This is a genomic window from Stappia indica (assembly GCF_009789575.1).
GTDB lineage: Bacteria > Pseudomonadota > Alphaproteobacteria > Rhizobiales > Stappiaceae > Stappia > Stappia indica_A.
In genome coordinates this window covers 544,095-561,228 of record NZ_CP046908.1, presented here as the reverse complement: position 1 = coordinate 561,228, position 17,134 = coordinate 544,095, and the positions used below count along the sequence as shown (strand labels likewise).

Annotated in this window: 15 protein-coding genes; 13 read left to right on the top strand and 2 right to left on the bottom strand. The window is 67.5% G+C overall.

Annotated elements, in window-relative coordinates; all coding sequences use genetic code 11:
- Positions 1-49: 49 nt before the first annotated feature.
- Complete coding sequence (locus tag GH266_RS02560) at positions 50-706, bottom strand: alpha/beta hydrolase (RefSeq protein WP_120267749.1); 657 nt, start codon at positions 704-706, stop codon at positions 50-52.
- A gap of 321 nt (positions 707-1,027) precedes the next feature.
- On the opposite strand from GH266_RS02560, the gene GH266_RS02555 reads away from it, so the two are divergent.
- The 7 genes from GH266_RS02555 (at position 1,028) to sufA (ending at position 8,232) form a co-directional block, all read left to right on the top strand.
- Positions 1,028-2,248 (top strand): cysteine desulfurase family protein, encoded by a 1,221-nt coding sequence (locus GH266_RS02555; RefSeq protein ID WP_425329560.1) that lies wholly within the window; start codon positions 1,028-1,030, stop codon positions 2,246-2,248.
- Between the two features lie 134 nt (positions 2,249-2,382).
- Positions 2,383-3,855: a Fe-S cluster assembly protein SufB gene (sufB, locus tag GH266_RS02550; RefSeq protein ID WP_158192497.1), complete on the top strand. Its 1,473-nt coding sequence runs from the start codon at positions 2,383-2,385 to the stop codon at positions 3,853-3,855.
- A gap of 51 nt (positions 3,856-3,906) precedes the next feature.
- Positions 3,907-4,662: a Fe-S cluster assembly ATPase SufC gene (gene sufC, locus GH266_RS02545; RefSeq protein WP_158192496.1), complete on the top strand. Its 756-nt coding sequence runs from the start codon at positions 3,907-3,909 to the stop codon at positions 4,660-4,662.
- Between the two features lie 17 nt (positions 4,663-4,679).
- On the top strand, positions 4,680-6,005 hold the full coding sequence (sufD, locus tag GH266_RS02540; protein ID WP_158192495.1) for a Fe-S cluster assembly protein SufD: 1,326 nt from the start codon (positions 4,680-4,682) through the stop codon (positions 6,003-6,005).
- A 130-nt stretch (positions 6,006-6,135) separates the two neighbouring features.
- Positions 6,136-7,383: a cysteine desulfurase gene (locus GH266_RS02535; RefSeq protein ID WP_158196014.1), complete on the top strand. Its 1,248-nt coding sequence runs from the start codon at positions 6,136-6,138 to the stop codon at positions 7,381-7,383.
- A gap of 7 nt (positions 7,384-7,390) precedes the next feature.
- Positions 7,391-7,777 (top strand): SUF system Fe-S cluster assembly protein, encoded by a 387-nt coding sequence (locus GH266_RS02530; RefSeq protein ID WP_158192494.1) that lies wholly within the window; start codon positions 7,391-7,393, stop codon positions 7,775-7,777.
- Between the two features lie 77 nt (positions 7,778-7,854).
- The gene (sufA, locus tag GH266_RS02525) at positions 7,855-8,232 is read left to right on the top strand and encodes a Fe-S cluster assembly scaffold SufA (protein WP_067333789.1); all 378 of its coding nucleotides are present in this window, start codon (positions 7,855-7,857) and stop codon (positions 8,230-8,232) included.
- 78 nt (positions 8,233-8,310) lie between these two features.
- Here sufA and GH266_RS02520 read toward each other — a convergent pair whose 3' ends face one another.
- A complete protein-coding gene (locus tag GH266_RS02520; protein WP_158192493.1) occupies positions 8,311-9,519 on the bottom strand; it encodes an aminotransferase class V-fold PLP-dependent enzyme in 1,209 nt (402 codons plus the stop codon).
- Positions 9,520-9,615: 96 nt separating this feature from the next.
- On the opposite strand from GH266_RS02520, the gene GH266_RS02515 reads away from it, so the two are divergent.
- From GH266_RS02515 to GH266_RS02490, 6 genes are all read left to right on the top strand, one after another.
- Positions 9,616-10,215, top strand: a complete 600-nt coding sequence (locus tag GH266_RS02515) for a gamma-glutamylcyclotransferase (RefSeq protein ID WP_158192492.1) — start codon at positions 9,616-9,618, stop codon at positions 10,213-10,215.
- A 189-nt stretch (positions 10,216-10,404) separates the two neighbouring features.
- A complete protein-coding gene (locus tag GH266_RS02510) occupies positions 10,405-11,790 on the top strand; it encodes a class II 3-deoxy-7-phosphoheptulonate synthase (RefSeq protein ID WP_158192491.1) in 1,386 nt (461 codons plus the stop codon).
- Between the two features lie 248 nt (positions 11,791-12,038).
- Positions 12,039-12,575, top strand: a complete 537-nt coding sequence (locus GH266_RS02505; protein WP_158192490.1) for a response regulator — start codon at positions 12,039-12,041, stop codon at positions 12,573-12,575.
- Between the two features lie 96 nt (positions 12,576-12,671).
- Entirely contained in the window at positions 12,672-14,384 is a 1,713-nt protein-coding gene (locus GH266_RS02500) for an NAD+ synthase (RefSeq protein WP_158192489.1), read from the top strand.
- 75 nt (positions 14,385-14,459) lie between these two features.
- Positions 14,460-15,668: an MFS transporter gene (locus tag GH266_RS02495; RefSeq protein ID WP_158192488.1), complete on the top strand. Its 1,209-nt coding sequence runs from the start codon at positions 14,460-14,462 to the stop codon at positions 15,666-15,668.
- 214 nt (positions 15,669-15,882) lie between these two features.
- Positions 15,883-17,130 carry an MFS transporter gene (locus GH266_RS02490; RefSeq protein ID WP_158192487.1) on the top strand — a complete coding sequence of 416 codons (1,248 nt, stop codon included), beginning with the start codon at positions 15,883-15,885 and terminating at the stop codon, positions 17,128-17,130.
- The last annotated feature ends 4 nt before the right edge of the window (positions 17,131-17,134 follow it).

The following is a 17,134-nucleotide window of genomic DNA, read 5'->3' as shown; positions in this document are numbered from 1 at the left end:
GCCGGCCAAAAGGGCCGGCGTTTCAAGGGTCTGGAGACCGTCGATGCGGTCAGGCGATCTCGCTTGTGACGCCGAGGCGCTTGTCGAGATAGGAGCCGCACTCGGCCATCAGCTCGTCCATGTGGTTCTCGAAGAAGTGGTTGGCGCCCGGGATGACCTTGTGGTCGATCACGATGCCCTTCTGCGTCTTGAGCTTGTCGACCAGAGTCTGGACGTCCTTGGACGGCACCACCTTGTCGGCATCGCCATGGACGATGAGGCCGGAGGAGGGGCACGGCGCCAGGAACGAGAAGTCGTGCAGGTTGGCCGGCGGGGCGGCGGAGATGAAGCCTTCCACCTCCGGGCGGCGCATCAGGAGCTGCATGCCGATCCAGGCGCCGAAGGAGAAGCCGGCGATCCAGCAGGAGCGCGCGTCGGGATGCACCGTCTGGACCCAGTCGAGCGCGGCAGCGGCGTCAGACAGCTCGCCCTGGCCATGGTCGAAGGAGCCCTGGCTGCGCCCGACGCCGCGGAAGTTGAACCGCAGGACGGCGAAGCCGCGCTTCGCGAACATGTAATAGAGCTGATAGACGATCTGGTTGTTCATCGTCCCGCCGAACTGCGGATGCAGATGCAGGATCAGGGCGATGGGCGCCGTCCGCGATTTTGCCGGCTGAAAGCGGCCTTCGATCCGGCCGGCCGGACCGTTGAAAATCACTTCAGGCATGGACCACCTCGTTCATGGGGTATTCGTTCCTTAACTGCGGTTGCCGCGTACCGGGGTCGCGAAAGGTTGCGAAACTCAGGGCTATTGCTTAGTCCGGCTTGACTCGGATGGCCCTGCTTCCTACAACTTCTTTAGAATCGTTCGAAAGTTGACGGCGGGTGCCGCATCTCGACCGGTTCACGTCGGCGGCCCGGTCGACCAGTCGTGTCGATCTGTCCGTCCGGCCAGCGTGGTATATAGGGATGTCTTAAACCGATCTCCACGCGGAATTGCAAGAATTGCATCGCGGTAGAAGCGGTCAGGAGCGGTTTTGTCGGTCGAATGGGCCGGGCAGGGCGGTTCCGGCGGAGACATATGACGGTCATGACGTCACGGACGGACATCTATCTCGACCACAATGCCGGGGCGCCTCTGCGTCCGCAGGTGGCCGAGCTCGTCTGCCGCGTGCTGATGCGCACGGGAAATGCGTCCTCGGTGCACGGACCCGGACGGCGGGCGCGGGGCGCGATCGAGACGGCGCGGGCGCAGGTCGCCCGGCTGTGCGGGGTTCCGGGCGCGCAGGTCAGCTTCACCTGCGGCGCCACCGAGGCGAACGTGACGGCGCTGTCGCCGGTCTGGAAGGACGGGCGCGGCGAGCGGCGGTTCACCCGGCTGCTGGTTGCGGCGAGCGAGCATCCCTCGGTTGCGGCCGGCGGGCGCTTTCCGGCCGAAGCGCGCGAAAGCGTGCCGGTCGACGGCCGGGGGCTTGTCGATCCGGCGGCGCTTGCCGCGCGGGTCGCGGAGCTGACGGCGGCGGGCGAGAGCGTGCTGGTGGCGGTGATGGCCGCCAACAACGAGACCGGCGTGCTGCAGCCGCTGAGCGAGATTTCGGCGGCGCTCAAGGGCAGCGACGCGGTGCTGCATGTGGACGGCGTGCAGGCGGCAGGCCGCATCGCCATCGACATGGAGGCCTGGGGTGCCGACAGCCTGGCGCTCTCGGCCCACAAGATCGGCGGCCCGCAGGGTGCGGGTGCGATCGTGGTGCGCAGGGCAGGGTTGCACCCGGCCCCCTTGCTCACCGGCGGCGGACAGGAAAACTGGCGCCGTGCGGGCACGGAGAATGTCGCGGCGATCGCCGGTTTCGGCCTCGCAGCGGAACAGGCCGCGGCGGAACTGGTTGGGTGGGATGAAATTCGGGCCCTTCGGGATGGCATGGAGCGCGAGCTTCGCCATATATGGGCTGACACGGTGGTGTTCGGCGCCGATGCGCCGCGGCTCGCCAATACCAGCTGCTTCGCCGTGCCGGGCGTGGCAGCGGAGACCGCGCTGATCGCCCTCGACCTGGAGGGGATCGCGGTGTCGTCCGGGTCGGCCTGTTCGAGCGGCAAGGTCGGCGTGTCGCCGGTGCTGTCGGCGATGGGCATAGACAAGGACCTGGCGCGGGGCGCCATCAGGATCAGCCTCGGGCGCGAGACCGCGCCGGAGGAGATCGAACAGTTTCTTGCCGCATGGCGGCGGATATCGGGACGGATCAGGCAGGCAGGCGCGGGACGCGCCGCCTGACGGGATCCGGACCAGCAAGACCGAAAGGGGGCGCAGCCTGTGCCCCCGCCAAGACCCGGGGGCGGCCGGTGGCCGCGCCCATTACATAGTGCGACAACCCGCGGTCCTTGACACCGCAGTGGATGGAGACACGCATGCCTGCAGTTCAGGAAACGATCGACCGCGTCCGGTCGATCGATGTGGATCAGTACAAGTACGGTTTCATCACCGATATCGAGTCCGACAAGGCGCCCAAGGGGCTCAACGAGGACATCATCCGCTTCATCTCGGCCAAGAAGGGCGAGCCGGAATGGATGCTGGAGTGGCGGCTGGAGGCGTATCGCCGCTGGCTGACGATGACCGAGCCGACCTGGGCCCGCGTCGAGTATCCCAAGATCGATTTCAACGACATCTACTACTACTCCGCGCCGAAGTCCGCGCCGGGGCCGAAGAGCCTCGACGAGGTCGACCCGGAGCTGCTGGCGACCTACGCGAAGCTCGGCATTCCGCTGCAGGAACAGGAAATCCTGGCCGGCGTCGAGCCGAAGAACCGCGTCGCGGTGGACGCGGTGTTCGACAGCGTGTCGGTGGTCACCACCTTCAAGGAAGAGCTGAAGAAGGCTGGCGTCATCTTCTGCTCGATCTCCGAGGCGCTGCGCGAGCATCCCGAGCTGGTGAAGAAGTATCTCGGCTCCGTGGTGCCGGTCACCGACAACTACTATGCGACGTTGAACTCGGCGGTCTTCACCGACGGATCCTTCGTCTACGTGCCGGAGGGCGTGCGTTGCCCGATGGAGCTGTCGACCTATTTCCGCATCAACGAGAAGAACACCGGCCAGTTCGAGCGCACGCTGATCATCGCCGAGAAGGGCGCCTACGTCTCCTATCTGGAGGGCTGCACGGCGCCGCAGCGCGACGAGAACCAGCTGCACGCGGCCGTGGTCGAGCTGATCGCGCTGGATGATGCCGAGATCAAGTATTCCACCGTCCAGAACTGGTTCCCGGGCGACAAGGAAGGCAAGGGCGGCATCTACAACTTCGTCACCAAGCGTGGCGACTGCCGGGGCAAGAACTCCAAGATCTCCTGGACCCAGGTCGAGACCGGCTCGGCGATCACCTGGAAGTACCCGTCCTGCATCCTGCGCGGCGACAATTCGCGCGGCGAGTTCTACTCGATCGCGGTGTCGAACGGTTACCAGCAGATCGACAGCGGCACCAAGATGATCCATCTCGGCAAGAACACGTCGAGCCGCATCATCTCCAAAGGCATCTCGGCCGGCAAGTCGCAGAACACCTATCGCGGCCTCGTCTCGGCGCATCGCAAGGCGTCGAACGCGCGCAACTTCACGCAGTGCGACAGCCTGCTGATCGGCCAGGATTGCGGGGCCCACACGGTGCCCTACATCGAGTCGAAGAACGCGACGGCCGTGTTCGAGCACGAGGCGACCACCTCGAAGATCTCCGACGACCAGATGTTCTACTGCCAGCAGCGGGGCCTGTCGGACGAGGAAGCGGTGGCGCTGATCGTCAACGGCTTCGTCAAGGACGTGATCCAGCAGCTGCCGATGGAGTTCGCCGTCGAGGCGCAGAAGCTGATCTCCATTTCGCTCGAAGGCTCGGTCGGCTGACGCCGGCCGACCGCCTCGCATCGCACATCCAGAATACCGACGGACATCATCATGCTTGAGATCAAGAACCTGCACGCCCGCATCGCCGAAGACGGCACCGAGATCCTGCGCGGCATCGACCTCGTCGTGAAGCCGGGCGAAGTGCACGCCATCATGGGCCCGAACGGCTCCGGCAAGTCGACGCTTTCCTACATCCTCGCCGGCAAGGACGACTACGAAGTCACCGAGGGCGACATCGTCTACAACGGCCAGAGCCTCCTGGAGCTGGCGCCGGACGAGCGCGCCGCCGCGGGCGTCTTCCTCGCCTTCCAGTACCCGATCGAGATCCCGGGCGTGGCGACCATGACCTTCCTGAAGACGGCGCTCAACGCGCAGCGCAAGGCGCGCGGCGAAGAAGAGCTGTCCACGCCGGAATTCATGAAGCGGGTCAAGGACAAGGCCGGCGAACTTCAGATCACCATGGACATGCTGAAGCGGCCGCTGAACGTCGGCTTCTCCGGCGGCGAGAAGAAGCGCGCCGAGATCCTGCAGATGGCCCTGCTGCAGCCCTCGCTCTGCGTGCTCGACGAGACCGATAGCGGCCTCGACATCGACGCGCTGAAGATCGTGTCGGACGGCGTCAACCGTCTGCGCGGCCCGGATCGCTCCTTCGTGGTGATCACCCACTACCAGCGCCTGCTCGACCACATCGTGCCGGACGTGGTGCATGTCCTGTCGAAGGGACGCATCGTCAAGACCGGCGGCCCGGAGCTGGCGCTGGAGCTGGAGAAGAACGGCTACGCCGACTTCGTCGACGCGGCCGCGTGACAGGTCAGGAAACAGACATGACCATCGAACCACGCACCCTGGAAACCAGGGCCGAGACCGACCTGGCAGAGGCCTATTACCGCGACCGCGACGCCCTGCCGGGCGGCGCGGCGGTCGCCGAGATCCGCAAGACGGCTTTCGACGCCTTCCGCAAGAGCGGACTGCCGCATCGCCGGGTCGAAGAGTGGAAATACTCCGACCTGCGCGCCAGGCTGAAGACCCTTCCGGCCTTCGCCGCGCGTCGCAGCGACGACGAGGCCAAGGCGGCTGTCGCCGCGCTCGAAGATGTCTATGGCGCGGCGGACCGCTACCGCCTCGTCATCGTCGACGGCCACTTCCACGCGGGCCTGTCGGACGTTGCAGCACTGGCCGAGGCCGGCGCGAGCGTGCGTCCGCTCGCCGAGGCACTGGCTGAAGAGGGCGAGAGCCTGATGCAGCTGCCGGAGATCGCCGCAGGCGACGCGGCGACGGGCCTCAACGCCGTCTTCTGCGCCGACGGCATCGTGCTGTCGCTGCCCGAGGGCGTCTCTCTGGACAAGCCGGTCGAGATCGTCCACGCGCTGTCGGCGACTGCCGCCAGCACGAGCGAGCGGGTGATCGTGGCGGCCGCCAAGGGCGCCAAGGCGATCGTGCTGGAGACCTTCATCGGCGGGGCGGAGGGAAGCTTCTCCAACACGCTGACCGACATCCGCGCAGGCGACGAGGCGGAGGTGACCGTCGCCCGCCTGCAGATGGAAGCCGCCGGCACCACCCATATCGGCACGGCCGTCGTGACGCTCGGGGCGCAGACCCAGGTCAAGCTCATCGGCGCTGGCATCGGGTCGGGCTTTGCCCGGCACCAGTCCTTCGTTGCCTTCATGGGCGAGGGGTCGCGCGCGGACCTGCTCGGCATCACCATGGTGCGGGCCGGCCAGCATGTCGACCAGACGCTGGTGGTGGATCACGCCGTGCCGCAGTGCGACAGCCGCGAGCTGTTCAAGACCGTGGTCGGCGAGGGCGCCAAGGGCATCTTCCAGGGCAAGATCATCGTCCGCCCGCATGCGCAGAAGACCGACGGCCAGATGATGACCCAGTCGCTGCTGCTGTCGGACGACGCGGAGATGTCGCTGAAGCCGGAGCTGGAGATCTTCGCCGACGACGTGCAGTGCGCTCATGGCGCGACGAGCGGCCAGATCGACGAGGACCTGCTGTTCTACCTGCGCTCGCGCGGCATTCCGGAGGCCGAGGCCCGCACGCTGCTGGTGCTCGCCTTCCTGTCGGAAGCGGTCGAGGAGATCGGCGAGGAGATCGTCGTCGAGGCCTTCGAGGAGCGCATCCGCGCGTGGCTCGACGCCGGGGCATAAAAGCCCCGGCATCAAAGGCTGTGGGGGCGTAAAACCCCGGCATCAAAGCCTGCCGGGGCGCAAGGTCCCGACAGGACCGTACAGGCCGGGGCAGGCGCCCCGGCGAAGCGGGAGAACGCAGATGACGTCGATGACCGATCCCGGTGCCGTTGCAAGCGCCCCCTATGACGTGATGGCGGTGCGCCGCGACTTCCCGATCCTGTCGCGCGAGGTCTACGGCAAGCCGCTCGTCTATCTCGACAACGGCGCCTCGGCCCAGAAGCCGCAGGCGGTGATCGACGCGGTGACCAAGGCCTATTCACACGAATACGCTAATGTCCATCGCGGGCTGCACTACCTGTCGAACACGGCGACCGAGAATTTCGAGGCGGCGCGCGAGACCGTGCGCCGCTTCCTCAACGCGCCGTCGCAGGACGAGGTGATCTTCACCCGCTCGACGACCGAGGCGATCAACCTGGTCGCCCAGACCTTCGGCGCGGAACGCGTCGGGGAGGGCGACGAGATCGTCCTGTCGATCATGGAGCACCATTCCAACATCGTGCCCTGGCACTTCCTGCGGGAACGACAGGGCGCGGTGCTGAAATGGGTCTATGTGCGGGAGGACGGGTCCTTCGACATCGAGGCGTTCGAGGCGGCCCTGTCGCCCAGGACGAAGCTGGTGGCGATCACCCAGATGTCGAACGTGCTGGGCACCGTGGTGCCGATCCGCGACATCTGCCGCATCGCCCATGCGCGCGGCATTCCGGTGCTGGTCGACGGCAGCCAGTCGGCGGTGCACATGCCGGTCGACGTGCAGGACCTCGGCTGCGACTTCTTCGTCTTCACCGGCCACAAGGTGTACGGTCCGACCGGCATCGGCGTGCTGTGGGGCAAGATGGAGCACCTGGAGCGGATGCGTCCGTTCAACGGCGGCGGCGAGATGATCCTCGACGTCACCGAGGACATGGTAAGCTACAACAGCCCGCCGCACCGCTTCGAGGCGGGTACGCCGCCGATCGTCCAGGCCATCGGCCTTGCGGCCGCGCTCGACTACATGGACACGATCGGCCGCGATCGCATCGCCGCGCATGAGGCGGCGCTTCGCGACTACGCGCATCAGCGGCTGAAGCAGATCAACTCGATCCGCATCTTCGGCGAGGCGCCGGACAAGGGTGCCATCGTAGCCTTCGAGATGAAGGGGGTGCATGCGCACGACGTGTCGATGATCATCGACCGCGAGGGCGTTGCCGTGCGGGCCGGGACCCATTGCGCACAGCCGCTGCTGGCACGATACGGTGTGACCTCGACGTGCCGGGCGAGCTTCGGCCTCTACAACACGTTCGACGAGGTCGACAAGCTGGTCGAGGCGCTGCAAAAGGCCCACGACTTTTTCGCATGAGGGCGAGATGAGCGAAGACCAACTGACACAGGACGAGGACGCCCAGGCCGAGATTTCGGCCACCGGCTCCGCCTTTTCCGAGGACGAGCTGAAGCGCCTGACCGACGACATCGTCGGGGCGCTGAAGACCGTCTACGACCCGGAAATTCCCTGCGATATCTATGAGCTCGGCCTGATCTACAAGGTCGACATCGAAGACGACCGCTCGGTCGCCATCGACATGACGCTGACCGCGCCGGGCTGTCCGGTCGCCGGCGAGATGCCGGGCTGGGTGGAAAACGCCGTCAGCGCGGTCGCCGGGGTCGGCGACGTCAACGTGCAGATGGTGTTTGATCCGCCGTGGACGCCCGACCGCATGTCGGAAGAGGCCAAGGTGGCGCTCAACTGGTATTGAGTGCCGCTCGGCCCTATATTCAAGGGTAACGCGGGCGCGTTTCGTGCCCGCCAACCGCTAGAATCGGGGAAACGGATATGGGTTCCAGATTCCAGGTCCTGAAGCTGACGGACGCCGCCGCCGAGCGCGTGCGCGAGATCGTCGGCAATTCGGCCAAGCCCGTTCTCGGCCTGCGCGTCGGGATCAAGAAGGGCGGCTGCGCCGGCATGGAATACGACATGAGCCTCGTCGAGGAGGCAAAGCCGGGCGATGACGTGATCGACGACAAGGGCGTCAAGATCTTCATCGAACCGTCGGCCGCGCTGTTCCTGCTGGGCACGGAGATGGACCACGAAGTGACGAAGTTCCGCTCCGGCTTCGTGTTCCGCAATCCTAACGAGGTCTCGGCCTGCGGCTGCGGCGAGTCCGTCTCGCTGAAAGAAGCGGACGCGGAGGCGTTCGGGGCGCAGGGCTGAACGGCCGATCAGAGCTTTGGACACAATAAAACCCCGCCGGACGCGACCGTCCGGCGGGGTTTTTCATGTCAGCTCGCCTCAAGCGTCCCGCAGGGCCTTCAGCAGGGTCTCGATCTCCACTTCCGTGTTGTAGGCGTGGAGCGAGGCGCGCAGGACCGCGTCGAGGCCGCGCTGCGGCAGGTCGATGCGCGCGGAGGAGGCGGAGGAGACCGAGGTGTTGATGCCCGTCGCCGTAAGGCGTGCGCGCGTCTCCACCGGGCTTTCGCCGTCCACCGTCAGCGTGACGATGCCGCATTTGCGCTGTCCCCGGTCGTGCACGGCGATGCCGGGAAGCTTGCCGAGCTCGGCCCGCAGCAGCGCGGCGAGCGCCGAGATGCGGTCCTCCAGCCGCTGCGGCCCGGTCTCCAACGCATAGCGCACGGCGACGCCGAGGCCGATCTGGCCGGCGAAATAGCGCTCCCAGTTCTCGAAACGGCGGGCGCCCTCGACGAGGCGGTAGCTGTCGGCATCAAGCCACTCGGTCGATTCCAGGTCGATGAAGGCCGGCTCCAGCTGGTCGAGCACCGCGTCCGAGACATAGAGGAAGCCGGTGCCGCGCGGCCCGCGCAGATACTTGCGCCCGGTGCCGGAGAGCATGTGGCAGCCGATCCGGGTGACGTCGAGGGCGATCTGGCCGGCGGACTGGCAGGCATCCAGAAGGTAGAGCAGTCCGTGACGGCGGGCGATGGCACCGACCTCCTCGGCCGGATTGACGAGGCCGCCGAAGGTCGGGACATGGGTGAGGGCGATCAGCCGGGTCTTCGGGGTGATCGCCGCCTCCAGCGCCTTCAGGTCGATCTGACCGCTCGCGTCGTCGTCGATCAGGTCGATCTCGATGCCGGCGCGGGCCTTCATCTGCAGCAGCGCGACATAGTTGGAGACATACTCGGCGCGGCCGGTGATCACCCGGTCGCCGGGGCGAAAGGGGATCGAGTAGAAGGCCATGTCCCAGGCGCGGGTGGCGTTCTCGACATAGGCGATCTCGTGCGGGGCAGCGCCCAAGAGCGCGGCGACGGCCGGGTAGAAATCGGCGACCGCATGGGCGGCCCGGTCGGCGGCCTCGTAGCCGCCGATATCCGCCTCGAGATCGAGATGCGCCTTGACGGCGGCCAGGACCGGGGCGGGCGGCAGGCTGGCGCCGGCATTGTTGAAATGAACGAGGCGGCTGGCTGCGGGCGTATCGGTGCGCAGGCGGGCGGTGTCGGCATCGGTCCAGCTGGAAGATTGCGCGCGGGGGATGGTGGTCATGGGCGGGGCGATCCTCTAGGCAGGAGAGATGGACGGAAAAGGCGGGGGCCGGACGGTCCCACCGCCGCTGGATTGCAGCTTACGGGAACGCACGGCATGACCATCACGTATTTCGGTTACGGATCGCTCGTCAACACGCGCACGCTCGGGCCGCAGGCGGTGGCGGAGGCCGGGACGCTCGCCGGCTGGCGCCGCGAATGGCGCGCCTGGTGGCGCCCGGTGGGTGCGGAGAACCTGCCGAAGGTCTGCACGCTTACGGTGCGCCGGGCGGAGGATACGGCAATCCGCGGGGTGATGGTGAGCGAGCCGGCCGAGCGGTTGGCCGAGCTCGACGCGCGCGAGCGGCGCTATCGCCGGATCGACGGGATCGGCCCGTCCTTCCGCCGCGACGGCGACGGGTCTGCGGGCGCGGCGGGCGCCTTTCTCTACGAGGCGGACAGCGAGATCCGCCGGCCGGGCGACGACGATCATCCGATCCTGCAGAGCTATGTCGACTGCGTGCTGGCGGGCTTTCACGCCTTCTGGGGCGAGGAGGGTGTGCGCCACTTCATCGAGACGACGGACGGCTGGGACGCTCCGATGCTGGCCGACCGCAGCGCGCCGCGCTACCCGCGTGCGCAGGTGCTGGATGCCGGGCTGCTGGCGCTGTTCGACGGCCTGCTGGCCACAACTGGCCTGCGCTACATCAAGGGCTGAGGCGCGCAGGCTCGTGCCTCGCTGCGACGTTATCTGTGGCCTCGCCCCTCTGCCGCGTGTATAACCCCCGGCACCCGCTGCCCGCGCAACATCCGAACGGGCAAAGGGGGGACAAACGAAACACGCAACCGGAGCGGATGCCTGCAGGCACAAGATCTTGCCGAAGGTCGTTTATACGGAGTTGGAACAATGGCGCAGAACTGGACACCGGATAGCTGGCGGTCGATGCCGATCGTGCAGGTGCCCGAGTATCGCGACGCGGACGCGCTCGCGGAAGTGGAGCGCCGCCTGTCCGACTTTCCGCCGCTCGTTTTTGCAGGTGAGGCGAGAAAGCTGAAGACCCAGCTCGCCGAAGTGGCCGAAGGACGCGGCTTCCTGCTCCAGGGCGGTGATTGTGCGGAGAGCTTTGCGGAGCACCACGCGGACCACATCCGCGATTTCTTCCGCGTCTTCCTGCAGATGGCCGTCGTGCTCACCTATGCCTCGGCGCAGCCGGTGGTGAAGGTCGGCCGCATCGCCGGCCAGTTCGCCAAGCCGCGCTCCTCGCCGATGGAGAAGCAGGGCGACGTGGAGCTGCCGAGCTACCGCGGCGACATCGTCAACGACATCGCCTTCACGCCGGAATCCCGCGAGCCGGATCCGCAGCGCCAGGTCATGGCCTACCGCCAGTCGGCCGCGACGCTGAACCTTCTGCGCGCCTTCGCGCAGGGCGGCTTCGCCAATCTCGACCACGTGCATCGCTGGATGCTGTCCTTCGTCAAGGACAGCCCGCAGAGCCACCGCTACCAGGCGCTGGCGGACCGCATCTCCGAGAGCCTGGATTTCATGCGGGCCTGCGGCATCGATCCCGACAGCGCGCCGCAGCTGCGGTCGACCGATTTCTTCACCAGCCACGAGGCCCTGCTGCTGGGCTACGAGCAGGCGATGACCCGTGTCGACAGCACGTCGGGAGACTGGTACGCGACCTCCGGCCACATGCTGTGGATCGGCGACCGCACCCGCCAGCCCGACCATGCCCATGTCGAGTTCTTCCGCGGCATCAAGAACCCGATCGGCCTCAAGTGCGGCCCGAGCCTCAAGGCCGACGAGCTGCTGCAGCTCATCGATACGCTGAACCCGGCGAATGAGGCCGGCCGGCTGACCCTGATCTGCCGTTTCGGCGCGGACAAGGTGTTCGAGCACCTGCCGCAGCTGGTGCGTGCCGTGGAGCGCGAGGGCAAGAAGGTGGTGTGGTCCTGCGATCCCATGCATGGCAACACGATCACCGCCGGTGGCTACAAGACGCGCCCGTTCGACCGCATCATGCGGGAGGTCGAGGCCTTCTTCGCGGTGCACCGGGCGGAAGGCACCTATGCCGGCGGCATCCATGTGGAGATGACCGGCAAGAACGTCACCGAGTGCACGGGCGGTGCCCGGGCGCTGACGGCCGAGGATCTTGCCGACCGCTACCACACCTATTGCGATCCGCGCCTCAACGCCGAGCAGGCGATCGAGCTCGCCTTCATGGTGGCCGAGAACGTCCGCAAGGAGCGCGACCAGCGCGGCAGTCCGGAACGCGAGGCGGCCATCGCCTGAGTCGCTGCGCTCTACCGCCACGCGCAATTGTTATCGACGCCGCCGGGTCCCCCCCCGGCGGCGTTTTCCGTTTTTCCGCCGCCGCGCGCCGTGCGGTAGGTTTCCCGAAAGGTGTTGCGGGGTATGGGTCGCGCGCCGGCCGCAGGGCGGACCGGCGGCCGGCCGTTCCGGCCAAAGCTTACGTAAGGAAATATTTCCGGATTCCGTATATTTGTAAGTATGAGCCAATCGGGAGGGAACCGAACGGCATGGTGCTCGATCTTTCAGCTGTGTCGGTGCTGGTCATCGACGACAATTCGCATATGCGCAGCCTGTTCAGGGCGATCCTGAACGGGTTCGGCATCCGTCGCATCTCGGATGCAACGGATGGGGCGGACGGACTGGCCGCGACGCTGGAGCGCAAGCCCGACATCGTGATCTGCGACTGGGTGATGTCTCCGCTCAACGGCGCCGAGTTTCTGTCGATCCTGCGCGGGGACACGGATGCGGGCGTGGCGACCACGCCGGTGATCATGGTCAGCGCGGATGCGCGCAAGCCGGTGGTTCTCAAGGCGGTCGAACTCGGCATTCACGAATTCCTGGCAAAGCCAGTCTCGCCGGCCATGCTCTACCAGCGCCTGCAACGGGTGCTGACGGAGCACCGGCCGTTCGTGCGTGCGAGCGACCGCCTGCGGCCGGCTCCAAGAGGCAGCTACGCGCCGTCGGCGATGCCGGCGCCGGAAGTGGCGGCTGCAGCGCTCAAGCAGCAAGGCGGGGCAGGCGGGCAGGGCACCTTCTACCTCTGACGATCCGATGTCCCACGGAGGGAAGGGCGGAGACGCGCACCGCCCATGCGCTCTCGCCGATTGCGCAAGCGCAAGGGCCGGGCTACACCCGTTTCCATGAGCGCGACACCGACCGAATCCTCCCTGAAAACCGGCTCTTCCGGCCCTGCCGACAGGCTGCGGCTGGCGGTGGTCCAGATGAACCCGACTGTCGGCGACGTGGAGGGCAACCTGGCGCTGGCGCGCCGCGCCCGTGCGCAAGCTGCCGCCGGCGGGGCCGATCTGCTGCTGCTGTCGGAGCTGTTCCTGTCCGGCTATCCGCCGGAGGATCTGGTGCTGAAGCCTGCCTTCGTGGCCTCTTGCCGGGCGGCGCTGGACGAGCTGGTGGCGGAGACCGCCGATGGCGGGCCGGGCGTGGTGATCGGCCTGCCCTGGCGCGAGGGCGACAAGCTGCACAATGCCGTGGCGCTGGTCGACGGCGGGCGCATCGAGGGCGTTCGGTTCAAGTACGACCTGCCGAATTACGGCGAGTTCGACGAAAAGCGCGTGTTCCAGTCAGGCCCCTTGCCGGGACCGGTCGGCTTTCGCGGCATCCGCCTCGGCCTGCCGGTCTGCGAGGATGCGTGGACCGAGGAAGTGTGTGAGTGCCTGGAGGAGACCGGAGCGGAGCTGCTGCTGGTGCCGAACGGCTCGCCCTTCCATGCCGGCAAGCCCGAGGTGCGGCTGCAGGTGATGGTCCAGCGCGTGGTCGAGACGGGCCTGCCGCTGGTCTATTGCAACCAGCTCGGTGGCCAGGACGAACTGGTGTTCGACGGCGCGTCCTTCGCGCTGCAGGCCGACCGGCGCCTTGCCTTCCAGATGGGCGAGTTCGTCGAGGAGATCGCGATCACCGACTGGCGCCGCGATGCGGAGGACGGCTGGGTCTGCGAGAGCGGGCCGAAGGCCGAGCTGCCGGACATCGATGCGGCGCGCTGGCAGGCCTGCGTCCTCGGCTTTCGTGACTATGTGAACAAGAACCGCTTCCCGGGCGTGGTGCTGGGCATGTCCGGCGGCATCGACAGCGCCGTGGTGGCGGCGATGGCGGTCGATGCGCTGGGAGCCGACAAGGTGCACTGCGTGATGCTGCCCTATCGCTACACGTCGGCCGAAAGCCTCAAGGACGCCGAGGCCTGCGCGAAGGCGCTCGGCGTGCGCTACGACACGGTGGCCATCGCCCCGGCTGTGGAGGGCTTTGCCGAGGCGCTGTCCGGCCTGTTCGCCGGCACCGAAAGCGGCGTGACCGAAGAGAACCTGCAGTCGCGCGCGCGCGGCACGATCCTGATGGCGATCTCCAACAAGTTCGGTGCCATGGTCGCGACCACGGGCAACAAGTCGGAAATGTCCGTCGGCTATGCGACGCTCTATGGCGACATGAATGGCGGCTTCAACCCGATCAAGGATCTCTACAAGACGCAGGTCTATCGGCTCGCCGCCTGGCGCAATGGCAACCGGCCGGACGGGTTGCTCGGCCCCGCGGGCGAGGTCATCCCCGTCAACATCATCGACAAGGTGCCGACCGCGGAGCTGCGCGAGAACCAGACGGACCAGGATTCGCTGCCGCCCTACGACGTGCTCGACGATATTCTCGAGTGCCTGGTGGAGAACGAGATGTCGGTGGGCGATATCGAGGCGCGCGGCCATGACCGCGAGCTGATCCACCGCATCGAGCACCTGCTCTACATCGCCGAATACAAGCGCCGGCAGTCGGCGCCGGGCGTGAAGATCACCCGCAAGAATTTCGGCCGCGACCGCCGCTACCCGATCACCAACCGCTTCCGCGACCGCAGCTAGGCCGCGTCTCTTGGCGGCGGCCGCCCGGACCGGGCCGCCGTCGTTCCCGCCACCCGAGCCCTCGCGCGAGGGATCATGCGTCTCGACAGGCTCCGCCTGGTCGCCATCCTTGCCGCCGGCCAGATCGTCGGTTGGGGGACGACCTTCGACATGCCCGGCGTGCTGGGGCGGCAGATCGCCGCCGAGCTCGGGATGTCGAACGCGCTCGCCTTCGGCGGGCTGACGGCGATGATGCTTCTGGGCGGGTTCGCCGGCCCCTGGACCGGGCGGCTGATCGAGCGGCATGGCGCAGCAAAGGTGCTGGCGGCGGGCGCTGCGACCATGGCGGCGGGGCTTCTCGCCATGAGCCTGGCGCAGGGCGTTGTGCTCTACTACGCCGCCTGGCTGGTGATGGGGATCGGCGGCGCGCTCGGTCTGACCGTGCCGTGCAATGCGGCGGTGGTCGAGCGGGAAGGGGCGGGCGCCCGGCGCTCCATCGGCATCCTGATGATCTTCACCGGCCTGTCGGCCGCCGTTGCCTGGCCGCTATGGAGCCTGCTGGAAGGGGCGATCGGCTGGCGCATGGCGATGCTGGCGGCGGCCGGTACGCAAGCAGCGCTGTGCCCGCTCTATCTCTTCGCCCTCCCGTCGCCGCGCGGCGGAGACGGCGCCGCCGCACGGGCTGCGGCCGCTGCGGTGGAGCCCTTGCGGCTGACGCAGGCGCAGGCGCGTCTTGCCTTCCTGCTGATCGCGCTGGCCTCCATTGTCTTCAGCCTGGTGACGACGGGGCTTGCGCCCTCGCTGATCGCCCTGCTGCAGATGTCGGGCGCCTCGCCGGCGCTGGCCCTGGAACTCGGCGCACTGCGCTCGGTGCTCGGCATCACGGCGCGGCTCGCCGACATCCTGGCGGGGCGGTTTGCGACGCCGCTGACCTCGGGCCTCATTGCCGCCGCGTTGCTGGTGGGCTCGCCCCTGCTGCTGCTCCTCGCCGACGGGCAGGCCTCGCTGCTCTATCTGTTCATCGCGTTCTACGGGTTCGGATCGGGCATTTCGGCGCTGACGAGGGCGCTGCTGCCGCTCAGCTTCTTTTCCGCAAGCCGCTATGCGCGGGCGGCGGCCGACCTGTCCTTGCCGAGCAATGTGGCGATGGCGGCAGGTCCGCTGCTGGTGACGATGGTGCTGGACAGCGCCGGTGTGGCGGGCGTCGTGCTCTACGCCTCGGGGCTGGCGATGCTGGCGCTGGCGGCGCTCGCCTGGCTCGCCGTTCTGGCATGGAGGCGGCCGGCGGAAACCGCAGCGGTCTGAGACGGGCATTGTCGGAAAGGACGATCTCTTTCGCCGGGAGCGAAGTTTCTCTATCCTGACGGCTCTTTCCTGGTCCTGCGACCGGTGCCGCCGGCCTGCGCTCCACCTGATCGACCTGCGGTCGCACCGCCCTTCGCCTCGCGCCATGTTCCGGCTTGCCGCGGGCACGGGCTTGCCGGCCTGCGGACGTGCCACCTTTGCCGCGGATGCTGCCATGCCCTTCTTCACCTTCCTGCGCGACAACCTCCGATGGCTCGGCGCCGGGCTGCTTCTGACCTTCTTCTCCAGCTTCGGGCAGACCTACTTCATCTCGCTGGTCGCAGGCGACCTGAGGGCCGAGTTCGGGCTGAGCCACGGCGCGTTCGGCGGGCTCTACATGGCCGCGACGCTGTGCTCGGCGCTGTCGCTGACCTTCGTCGGCAAGGCGGTCGACCGCTTCCCGTTGGCGCTGGTCTCCGGCGGCGTGGTGGCCGCGCTCGCCCTGTTCACCGCCGGCATGGCCAGCGTCTCCTCGGTCGCCATGCTGTTCGTGGTGCTCTACGGGCTGCGCCTGTTCGGCCAGGGCATGATGACCCATGTGGCGATGACCGCGATGGGCCGCTGGTACGACGCGCAGCGCGGCCGTGCCGTCTCCATCGCCTCGCTCGGCATCCAGTGCGGCGAGGCGAGCCTGCCGCTGGTCTTCGTGACGCTGGCCGGCCTGCTGGGCTGGCGCGGCACGTGGTGGCTCGGCGTTGGCGTGCTGGTGCTGGTGGCGCTGCCGGCGCTGCTCCTGCTGCTGAAGGTGGAGCGGGTGCCGCGCGGCACCATCCACACGGATGAGCGGCCCATCGTTCAACGGCAATGGACCCGCGGCGAAGTGCTGCGCGATCCGGCCTATTGGATCATTTCCGCCGGCACGCTGGCGCCGCCCTTCATCGGGACGACGATCTTCTTCCATCAGGTCTACCTGGTGGAGCTGCGCGGCTGGTCGATGGAGATGTTCGCCTCCGCCTTCATGGCCATGTCGGCGATGACGATCAGCTGCGCGCTGCTGGCCGGCTATCTGGTGGACAAGGTGACCGCGCTGCGGCTGCTGCCGACCTTCCTGCTGCCGCTGGGGCTCGCCTGCGTGCTGCTGGGCGCGGTCACGCATCCCTTCGCCGCCTTCGGTTTCATGGCGCTGCTCGGCATCAGCTACGGCTTCAGCTCGACCCTGTTCGGCGCCCTGTGGCCGGAGATCTATGGTGCGCGGCACCTCGGCTCGATCCGCTCGGTGACGGTGGCGATGATGGTCTTCGCCTCGGCGCTGGGGCCGGGCCTGACCGGCTATCTGATCGATGCCGGCGTGGCCTATTCGCTGCAGGTCTATGCCATGGCGCTCTACTGCCTGCTGGCGGCGCTGGCGCTGACGCTGGTGTCGCGCCATGTGCGCCAGCGGCAGGCGGAGGGCAGCGTTGCGACGGGTGCGGCTTCCGGCTAAGAGG

Bases quoted from the DNA above. Each gene is read 5' to 3' on its own strand.
- sufA (WP_067333789.1), top strand. From the start codon at position 7,855: ATGGGTTCCAGATTCCAGGTCCTGAAGCTGACGGACGCCGCCGCCGAG.
- GH266_RS02505 (WP_158192490.1), top strand. From the start codon at position 12,039: ATGGTGCTCGATCTTTCAGCTGTGTCGGTGCTGGTCATCGACGACAAT.
- GH266_RS02555 (WP_425329560.1), top strand. From the start codon at position 1,028: ATGGGCCGGGCAGGGCGGTTCCGGCGGAGACATATGACGGTCATGACG.
- GH266_RS02530 (WP_158192494.1), top strand. From the start codon at position 7,391: ATGAGCGAAGACCAACTGACACAGGACGAGGACGCCCAGGCCGAGATT.
- GH266_RS02535 (WP_158196014.1), top strand. From the start codon at position 6,136: ATGACCGATCCCGGTGCCGTTGCAAGCGCCCCCTATGACGTGATGGCG.
- GH266_RS02510 (WP_158192491.1), top strand. From the start codon at position 10,405: ATGGCGCAGAACTGGACACCGGATAGCTGGCGGTCGATGCCGATCGTG.
- GH266_RS02495 (WP_158192488.1), top strand. From the start codon at position 14,460: ATGCGTCTCGACAGGCTCCGCCTGGTCGCCATCCTTGCCGCCGGCCAG.
- GH266_RS02560 (WP_120267749.1), bottom strand. From the start codon at position 706: ATGCCTGAAGTGATTTTCAACGGTCCGGCCGGCCGGATCGAAGGCCGC.
- sufB (WP_158192497.1), top strand. From the start codon at position 2,383: ATGCCTGCAGTTCAGGAAACGATCGACCGCGTCCGGTCGATCGATGTG.
- sufC (WP_158192496.1), top strand. From the start codon at position 3,907: ATGCTTGAGATCAAGAACCTGCACGCCCGCATCGCCGAAGACGGCACC.
- GH266_RS02515 (WP_158192492.1), top strand. From the start codon at position 9,616: ATGACCATCACGTATTTCGGTTACGGATCGCTCGTCAACACGCGCACG.
- GH266_RS02490 (WP_158192487.1), top strand. From the start codon at position 15,883: ATGCCCTTCTTCACCTTCCTGCGCGACAACCTCCGATGGCTCGGCGCC.
- GH266_RS02500 (WP_158192489.1), top strand. From the start codon at position 12,672: ATGAGCGCGACACCGACCGAATCCTCCCTGAAAACCGGCTCTTCCGGC.
- sufD (WP_158192495.1), top strand. From the start codon at position 4,680: ATGACCATCGAACCACGCACCCTGGAAACCAGGGCCGAGACCGACCTG.
- GH266_RS02520 (WP_158192493.1), bottom strand. From the start codon at position 9,519: ATGACCACCATCCCCCGCGCGCAATCTTCCAGCTGGACCGATGCCGAC.